The 8,210-nt window shown below is 65.1% G+C and carries 7 protein-coding genes; 4 read left to right on the top strand and 3 right to left on the bottom strand.

All coding sequences use genetic code 11. From position 1 onward, the window contains the following. A partial coding sequence (gene der / locus ABEL04_RS12280; protein ID WP_375802685.1) for a ribosome biogenesis GTPase Der occupies nucleotides 1-1,253 on the top strand: 1,253 nt, incomplete at its 5' end. A gap of 181 nt (nucleotides 1,254-1,434) precedes the next feature. Continuing rightward, nucleotides 1,435-2,205, top strand: coding sequence for a CDP-alcohol phosphatidyltransferase family protein (locus ABEL04_RS12275; RefSeq protein WP_375802684.1), 771 nt, complete (start codon nucleotides 1,435-1,437; stop codon nucleotides 2,203-2,205). 8 nt (nucleotides 2,206-2,213) lie between these two features. On the opposite strand, the gene ABEL04_RS12270 is transcribed toward ABEL04_RS12275, so the two are convergent. The 3 genes from ABEL04_RS12270 to ABEL04_RS12260 all read right to left on the bottom strand — a co-directional run bounded on the left by ABEL04_RS12270 (nucleotide 2,214) and on the right by ABEL04_RS12260 (nucleotide 5,855). Then, nucleotides 2,214-3,563, bottom strand: a complete 1,350-nt coding sequence (locus tag ABEL04_RS12270) for a PAS domain-containing sensor histidine kinase (RefSeq protein WP_375802683.1) — start codon at nucleotides 3,561-3,563, stop codon at nucleotides 2,214-2,216. Between the two features lie 531 nt (nucleotides 3,564-4,094). Then, the gene (locus tag ABEL04_RS12265) at nucleotides 4,095-4,373 is read right to left on the bottom strand and encodes a four helix bundle protein (protein WP_375802682.1); all 279 of its coding nucleotides are present in this window, start codon (nucleotides 4,371-4,373) and stop codon (nucleotides 4,095-4,097) included. Nucleotides 4,374-4,445: 72 nt separating this feature from the next. Then, nucleotides 4,446-5,855 (bottom strand): sigma-54-dependent transcriptional regulator, encoded by a 1,410-nt coding sequence (locus tag ABEL04_RS12260; RefSeq protein ID WP_375802681.1) that lies wholly within the window; start codon nucleotides 5,853-5,855, stop codon nucleotides 4,446-4,448. Between the two features lie 205 nt (nucleotides 5,856-6,060). On the opposite strand from ABEL04_RS12260, the gene ABEL04_RS12255 reads away from it, so the two are divergent. Both ABEL04_RS12255 and ABEL04_RS12250 read left to right on the top strand, forming a co-directional pair. Then, the gene (locus ABEL04_RS12255; protein ID WP_375802680.1) at nucleotides 6,061-7,428 is read left to right on the top strand and encodes an efflux RND transporter periplasmic adaptor subunit; all 1,368 of its coding nucleotides are present in this window, start codon (nucleotides 6,061-6,063) and stop codon (nucleotides 7,426-7,428) included. A 96-nt stretch (nucleotides 7,429-7,524) separates the two neighbouring features. Continuing rightward, nucleotides 7,525-8,210, top strand: a 686-nt coding sequence (locus ABEL04_RS12250) for an ABC transporter ATP-binding protein (RefSeq protein WP_375802679.1), incomplete at its 3' end; no start/stop codon positions are given.

Below are 8,210 nucleotides of genomic sequence, written 5' to 3'. Positions count from 1 at the left end.
TATTCAACCGCCTCACCGGCTCGCGCCAGGCCATCGTCGATGACGAGCCCGGCGTGACGCGCGACCGGGTCTACGGCGAGGCCGAATGGGAGGGACACACCATCCCCCTCGTCGACACCGGCGGCTACGTCCCCCGCTCGGACGACCCCTACGAGCGGGCCATCCGCGAGCAGGCCAAGATCGCCCTGGAAGACGCCGACGTGATTCTCTTCGTGGTGGATGTGACGACCGGCATCACGGAAGTCGACCAGGAAATTGCGAACGTGCTCCGCACAACGGAGACGCCCGTAATGGTGGTCGCCAACAAGGCGGACAATGAGGAGCGCGAGTGGGCCGCGAGCGAGTTCTACCAGCTTGGCCTGGGCGAGGTCCATCCCATGAGCAGCACCACGAAGCGAGGGATGGACGACCTCATGGAGGCCCTCGTGGACCAGTTGCCCGAAGCAGACACCGAGGAGGCGGGCGACCGCGTTCGGATTTCGCTCGTGGGGAAGCCCAACGTGGGCAAGTCGTCGCTCGTCAACGCCACGCTGGGGTTCGACCGGGCCATCGTGACCGAAACGCCCGGCACCACCCGCGACGCGGTGCAGTCGGTGGTCCAGTACGGCCCCCGCGAGTTGCTCCTCGTGGACACGGCCGGCATGCGAAAGCGCTCCCAGGCGGAGGATGTCGAGTTCTACGCTACGGTCCGGAGCGAGCGGGCCATCGAGGCCGGGGACGTGTGCGTGCTCGTCCTCGACGCCACCGAAGAGGTGCACCGGCAGGACCTCCGCGTGCTCACGACGATCGCCGAGCACAAGAAAGGCATGGTGGTTGCCGTCAACAAGTGGGACCTGGTGCCGGACGCGGAAAACATGATGGAGCAATACACGGAGTACCTGCACCAGTACCTCGATCAGTTCGAGCACGTGCCCATCGTCTACGTCTCTGCCGTGACGAAAGAGCGAGTCTACGACCTGCTCGACACGGCCCTGGAGGTGGCCGAGGAGCGGGAGCGGAGAATCTCGACGAGCGCGCTCAACGACGCGCTACAGGCGGCCATTCAGGAAAAACATCCCCCCTCCAGTTCCAGCGGCGCCTTCGTTAAAATCAAGTATGCCACGCAGGTGCGCACGGCGCCGCCCGTATTCGCCCTCTTTGCCAACCACCCAGAGGCGGTGCGGACCTCCTACAAGCGGTACCTGGAGGGCAAAATTCGGGACGCCTTCGGGTTCGAAGGGGTGCCGCTGACGCTCGCGTTTCGGGAAAAGTAGGGAACATGGAGAGACAGACGCTCGCTCGGGGCAAATAAGAGCGAGCGCACCGGGGCCCCACCCGGCGACGCGCGGACATCTTCGACATCAAGTCTGTATGATCAGTTACTAAAGCCTGCACTCCTTCCCCAGCCTTTTGAGTCGGCACCCCCCTCGAAGGGGGCCGCCGGAGAACCATCCGATGTCCACCCTTGATTTAGACAATGAGTCCGACCGGGCGCGGCTGGGGCGAAAAGCGCGGGCGTACCTCGTCCATCTCTTTACGGCCTCAGGGGTAGTGTTTGCGTTCTTGGCCGTGGCCGAGGTCGTGCAGTCCGACCCCGACCCGCGGTGGGTATTCGCGTGGCTCACGCTGGCCGTACTCATCGACGCGGCCGACGGCCCGCTGGCCCGCTTGTGGAACGTAAAGCTGTATGCGCCGCGCATCCTCGGCCCCACGATCGACCAGATCGTCGACTACCTCACGTTCACGTTCGTCCCGCTCACGCTCGTGTGGCGCATGGACTGGCTGCCCGATCCGGATGGGCTCTGGGTGGTGCTCGCGATGGTGGTCAGTCTTTTCGGGTTCGCAAACACGTCGGCCAAGCAGGTCAAGAAAGGATTCTTTCTCGGCTTCCCGTCGTACTGGAACGTAGTGGCCTACTACGTGGGCCTGCTCGCAGTCAGATACGGGACGACGGGGGCGTACGTGTCGCTCGGGGCCGTCGTTGTGCTCGGCGTCCTGACGCTAGTGCCCGTTCGCTTCATCTACCCGAACGCTGCGCCCGCGCCCTGGCGGACAATCGTGACCGTCGGCGGGGTGGCGTGGCTGGGCCTCCTGTTGGCCCTACTGCCCACCTTTCCGGACCTTCCAGCCTGGGGGGGCGACTGGGTGCTGTGGGGCTCGTTCATCTATCCGGCCTTCTACTTCGGCTTGTCCGGCTGGCTCGACTGGACGAGCCGGCAGTCGTAGGGGAGGGCTTAAAATCGCAGCGTGAACACCGTTCCGTCCCCCGAGGAGGAGTGGACCGAAATGCTTCCGCCATGTAGGCGCATGATCTGGCGGGAGAGGCTGAGGCCGATGCCGGAGCCCTCTTCCTTCGTCGTAAAGAAAGGGACGAAGATTTTTTCCTGCACGTCGTCGGGAATCCCAGGGCCATTGTCCTCGACCTGGATCACAGGACGACTCCGGGGGTCCACGTGAGCTCGAAATTCGATGTGGCCCGGTTGGGCGTCGGGCACCTCCTCGATCGCCTGGAGGGCGTTGAGCGCTAGATTCAGGAGGACCTGATCGATCAGGTCCGGATCGGCGGTTAGGGTCAGGTCGGGCGGATCGATTGAGGTGGTGAGGGAGAGCGCCTGGTTCTCGCTCTGGGCGCGGAGAAGGCGAGTGACATTGTCGAACACGTCCTCGACCTCGAGCAACTCAAACTCGGGGGACGGAATGTCTGTAAAGCTGCGGTAGGCGTCCACGAAATTGATGAGCCCTTCGCTCCGCTGCTCGATGGCGCCGACGGCCTCGCGGACGTCGGCGGCCTGGTCGGCGGTGAGGGGGGTGCCGTCGCTCTCGGCGTCGAGGCGGCGCTGGGCGGTGGAGGCCAGCGACGAGATGGGGGCCACCGAGTTCATGATCTCGTGGGTGAGCACGCTGGTCAGCTCCTGCCACGCCTCCATCTCCTTTTCCTCCAGCTCATTACGCAGGTCCTGGAGGGACGCCAGGGCGTGGGGCTCCCCCTGCAGCCGAAACCGCCGCACGCGAACGGCCAGCTGGAGCGTGCGATCTTCCTCCTCGACCCGCACCATCGCCTGCTCCCCGGACTCGAGTGTGCGGAGCGTCTCGGCGAGGTCGTCGCTCACCCGCTCAAGGGCCTCGACGTGGCGGACTGGACCGGTGCGCAGGAGGCGCCGGGCAGCCGTGTTCATGAGCCCAACCTCCCCGTCGTCCTGGTACGCGATGAGGGCGACGCCCAGGTGCTGCACCACCTGTTCCAGGTAGCGCACTTCCCGTTCGCGCTCTGCCCGCAGTCGGCGAAACTCCGAGGTCACCTCCTCGAAGGCGTCCCGCAGGTCCTCGAAGAACGGGCCGCGGCCGTCGCTGGTAAAACGCCGCGTGAAGTCGGAGTACTGCACCGACTCCAGAAAGCGGGTCAGGTCGCGCGTCACCTTCTCGGTGTAGCGCACGAGCGAGACCGCCGCCGCAACGGCGAGTCCGACCACGAGCACGGCGGGCAGATAGAGGGCATGCCCCCAAACCAGATACGCCGCGGCTCCGGCAAGGCCCGCAATCGCTGCGACCCGCAGCGTTACCTGAACGCGGAAGCGCTTGTGCATTTTGCGAAAGGGAGAATGGGGGAGAGGGCGTTACTCCGTGTCGTACGGAACGGGAGGTTTCTGAGCAGAGTCGGTGGGGCCACATCCCTTTTGGGGAGCATCCACCATGCGCACCGGCCCTCCGCAAATGCGGCCATGCCGGTCGTCCCGCGTCTCGAAAGTCTCTGGATTCAGTGTGACGTTATGAGATTAACCGCCCGACGACCTCGCAAATTTCCACTGGGGAGTCTCGATGACGAAGCAAGCTGCCCTTCTTGAGCTGGGACGTTCATTTTTGTCTAGATACAAAAATGAACCAAAAAGATCACGGCTGACGAAGAAAATGCCTGACGGCTGCTCCGGCTCTGCTGTAATTCTTCAAACTCCCTCGCTTCGCTCGGTCAAACAGTGAAGAATTTCCGAGCGCTCCGCCTCCGCAGTCGTCCGGGCGGCATTTTCTTCGAAGGCCGGAGGGGTCAATTCCGAACCCTGGCAGCCGGGCTTCGGAAGGTGACAGAGCGGTCGAAGCATCCTGCGGTTAATCTCGAAAAACTACAGAGAATCCCAGCTCCGCGCAGAGCGAAGCCCCGTTCGGGGTTCGTTCGCCTCCGCGTCGACATCCGGCAGCTTGCCGACAAAGTGCGTCGGGCACCGCCGCTTCCGCCAGGCCTCCGAGAGAGTCGCACCGGCCGCTCGCGACGCCCGCCGAATCTGATCGGTCAACGCGTGCCGCTCCACTTTCGACCCTTCCCTAGACTGCGTAGGGATCTCCATCGATGCCTGGAACGCCCGCCGATCCACATCCAGGTCCTCTACTCGCTCAACGGCCATGTCGAGAAATCATTCTGGCATGCATCGAGGCAATCTCCTCTCCCCCATTCCCGTGTTCTCCCATTCCCCCACTCACAACCCGTACTTTTCGATGCGGCGGTACAGGGCGCGGCGGGAGATGCCGAGCTCCTGGGCGGCCTGACTCACGTTGCCCCCGTGCTTGCTCAGGGCCTGCCGCACGGCCGTCTGCTCCAGCTTGTCGAGGTCGAGCGTCCCGAGCGTCTCGTCGTCGGTCCCGTCGGACTCGGGCGAGGGAGCCGAAAACCGGAGGTCGTCGGGCACGATGTGCTCGGACTCGCTAAGGATAACGGCCCGCTCGATTGTGTGCTTCAACTCGCGGACGTTGCCGGGCCAGTGATAGCGACGCAGAGCCTTCCGGGCCTCGTCCGTAAAGCCGTCGACGTCCGCGCTGTACTTCCGGGCGTACTCGGTCAGGAAGTGACGGGCGAGGCGGAGCACGTCGTCCCCGCGCTCGCTGAGAGGCGGAAGTTCGATTTCGACCGTGTTGATGCGGAAGAGAAGATCCTGCCGGAAGTCCCCCGCGTCCATCGCGTCGTAAATCGGCCGGTTCGTAGCGCAGACCAGCCGGATGTCGATCGGCCGCGGCTCCACCTCGCCCACGCGAGTCACCTCCCGTCGCTGGAGGACGGTGAGCAGCTTCTTCTGGAGCTCCATCGGGATGTTGCCAATCTCGTCCAGGAAGAGGGTGCCGCCGTCGGCGGTCTCGAAGCGCCCGGCATGGTCGGACTCGGCCCCCGTGAAGGCCCCCTCCGCGTGCCCGAAGAGCTCGCTCTCGAAGAGCGACGGACTGAGCGCCCCGAGGTCCGCCGTCACGAAGGGCCCGTCGGCGCGGTCGGAGCGGCGGTGGACCGCGCGGGCCACAAGTTCCTTGCCGGTGCCGTTCTCACCGAGGATGAGCACGTTGGCGTCCGTGTCGGCCACCTTTTCGATGAGGGCGTAGATGGACCGCATCGCCTCGCTCTCCCCGATGATGCCCTCGAAGCTAGGCTGGTCGTTGGCCGAGGCCGGGGGCTCGGTGGCCTCGCTCTCCGCGTCGGCCGAGGTGGGGGCGTCGGCCGCGGCGCGGGTCTGGTGCAGCTTGATGGCCGCCTGCACGCTGGCCACGAGTTCGGGATCGGTCCAGGGCTTCACGATGAAGTCGGCCGCCCCGCCCTTCATGGCCCGCACGGCCTTCTCCACGTCGCCGTAGGCGGTGATCATCACGACCACGACCTGCGGATCGATGGACTGGATCTTGTCGAGCCACTCGAAGCCCTCGCGGCCGCTGGAGGCGTCCTGGCGGAAATTCATGTCCAGCAGGACGACGTTGCAGTCGTGCTCGCGAAGAAGCGCGGGGATGGAGGACGGGTCCGTGGCGGTGTGGACCGCACCCACGTGCTCCTTCAGCAGCAGGCGGAGGGCCGTGAGCACGTCGCGGTCATCGTCGACGATAAGCACCCGACCGTCCGAGGCAGAGGGCATCTCAAAGACCAGACCGATGAGAAGGTGGCGAGCGGTAACGCACGGCCGACCGTGCGGATTCGCACACGTCGTCCCCCGAAATCGGGGCCTGCCGGTGCTGCGGCCGGCCGGTAGATCGTGGAACGCGCGTTGCGAGAACCATTGAACGGGACGTTCCCACTGATCTTCACACCCGCACACGCCCCCCAATCGTTCCACGCGACCTATGTCTCCCAACTCGACCTCGCAAGGCGACGGTGCTCCTACGGAAGACCCCACTGAGAACGCATCGCCTCTTCTGGAGGGGACAAGCGCCCGGTCCGGAGCCGGGGAGGGGGTAGACCGTGAGGTCGAGACGCCCCTGTTCACGCCCAAACGCATCGCCCTGGGGCTCACCGCCCTCCTGCTGATTGGCGGGCTGGCCTACGGGGTGTGGGCGACCGCCACCGGCGGACGCACGCTCAACGTCGACCGGGCGAAAGTCACCATCTCGACCGTGACGAAGGGCGACTTTCAGGAGTTCATCGCCGTCACGGGGACGGCGATTCCGGAGAAGACCGTCTACCTGAGCCCCGCAGAGGGGGGCCGCGTCGAGGCAATCCCGAAGAAGGCCGGGGCGAGGGTCGAGGCGGGCACCCCCCTCGTTCGGCTCTCCAACAACGACCTTCGCCTGCAGCTCGCCCAAACCGAGGCCCGGCTGGCCGAGCAGCGGAGCCGCATGCAGCAGCTTCGAATGGACATCGAGCAGCGGCGGCTTCAACTGCAACGGGATCTCGCGCAGATTAAAAACCGAATCCGAGAATTGGAACGGCAGTTCGAGCGCCAGAAGCGTCTTCACGAGCAAGACCTGATCGCCGACCGGCAGTTTCAGCGAACGCGCGACAATCTTCAATACCAGCGCCGCCGCCTTGAGCTCACCCAGTCGGCCTACCGGCAGGACTCGCTCCGCTTCCAGTCCCAACTCAAGCAGCAGCGCAAGCAGCGCCAACGGCTCGACCAGCAGTACGAGGTCATCCAGGAGTCGGTCGAAAGCCTTACCGTCCGGGCCCCGATCAGCGGGCAGCTCACGTCCCTGAACGTGGAGCTCGGACAAACCATCAGTGCCGGGGAGCGGATCGGGCAGGTCGATAAAACCACCGGTTTCAAGCTGCGAGCTCAGATCGACGAGTTCTACATCGAGCGCGTGCGGCACGGCCAGACGGCAACGACCGATGCCCTCGGGGACACGACGCGCACACTGATCGTCGACCGCGTGTATCCGGAGGTCGAAGGTGGACGCTTCGAGGTGGACCTGGCCTTCAAGGGCAGCTCGCCCTCCGACCTGCGCCGTGGCCAGACGGCGCGCCTAAAGCTGCAACTGGGCCAGCCACAGGAGGCCCTTCTCCTCCCGCGCGGCGGATTCTATCAGAGCACCGGCGGCAACTGGGCCTACGTGCTCACGGAAGACGGCAGCGCGGCCGTGCGCCGGCCCATCCGCCTTGGCCGCCAGAACCCGAACTACTTCGAGGTGCTGGAAGGGTTAAAGCCCGGGGACAAAGTCATCACGAGCAGCTACGACACCTTCGGCGACGCCGACCGCCTGTCCCTTCAATAGCCTGCGTTCTTGCGTTTGGGCGTTTGCTGTAGCAAAACGCTCCGGTATTCCAACGCCTGATTCTTCGACGCCAACAATCACCACGACGCAACCACCATGATCAAAACAGAAGGCCTCAAAAAGATCTACCGCACCGATGAGGTCGAAACGATTGCCCTCGACGGCGTCAACCTCGACATCGACGCCGGGGAATTTATTTCCGTCATGGGCCCGTCCGGCTGCGGCAAGTCGACCCTGCTCAACGTCCTGGGCCTGCTCGATACCCCCACCGACGGCCGCTACCAGCTCGACGGCCAGGAGGTGGGGGACCGCAGCGAGCGCCAGCGCGCCCAGATGCGGAAGGGCAACATCGGGTTTGTCTTCCAGAGCTTTAACCTGATCGATGAGCTGACCGTCTACGAAAACGTCGAGCTCCCCCTGCTTTACCTCGACGTCCCGTCGGCGGAGCGGACCGAGCGGGTGGAGGCGGCCCTCGACCGCGTACAGATCGCCCACCGGCGCGACCACTTTCCCCAGCAGCTCTCCGGGGGCCAGCAGCAGCGGGTGGCGGTGGCCCGGGCAGTGGTGGCCGACCCGAAGCTGATCCTGGCCGACGAGCCGACGGGGAACCTCGACTCGACCAACGGCGCGCAGATCATGGAGCTGCTCTCGGCGCTCAACGAGGCGGGGACGACAATCGTGATGGTGACCCACTCGCCGGCGGACGCCGAGTACTCGGCCCGCACGATCCACCTGTTCGACGGCCGGGTCGTCTCGAAGAACTTCATCGAGCAGGAGTACGC

The organism is Salinibacter sp., assembly GCF_042218895.1.
Taxonomy (GTDB): domain Bacteria; phylum Bacteroidota; class Rhodothermia; order Rhodothermales; family Salinibacteraceae; genus Salinibacter.
The sequence above is the reverse complement of the archived record's forward strand: the minus strand, read 5'-3'. Positions and strand labels throughout refer to the sequence as shown.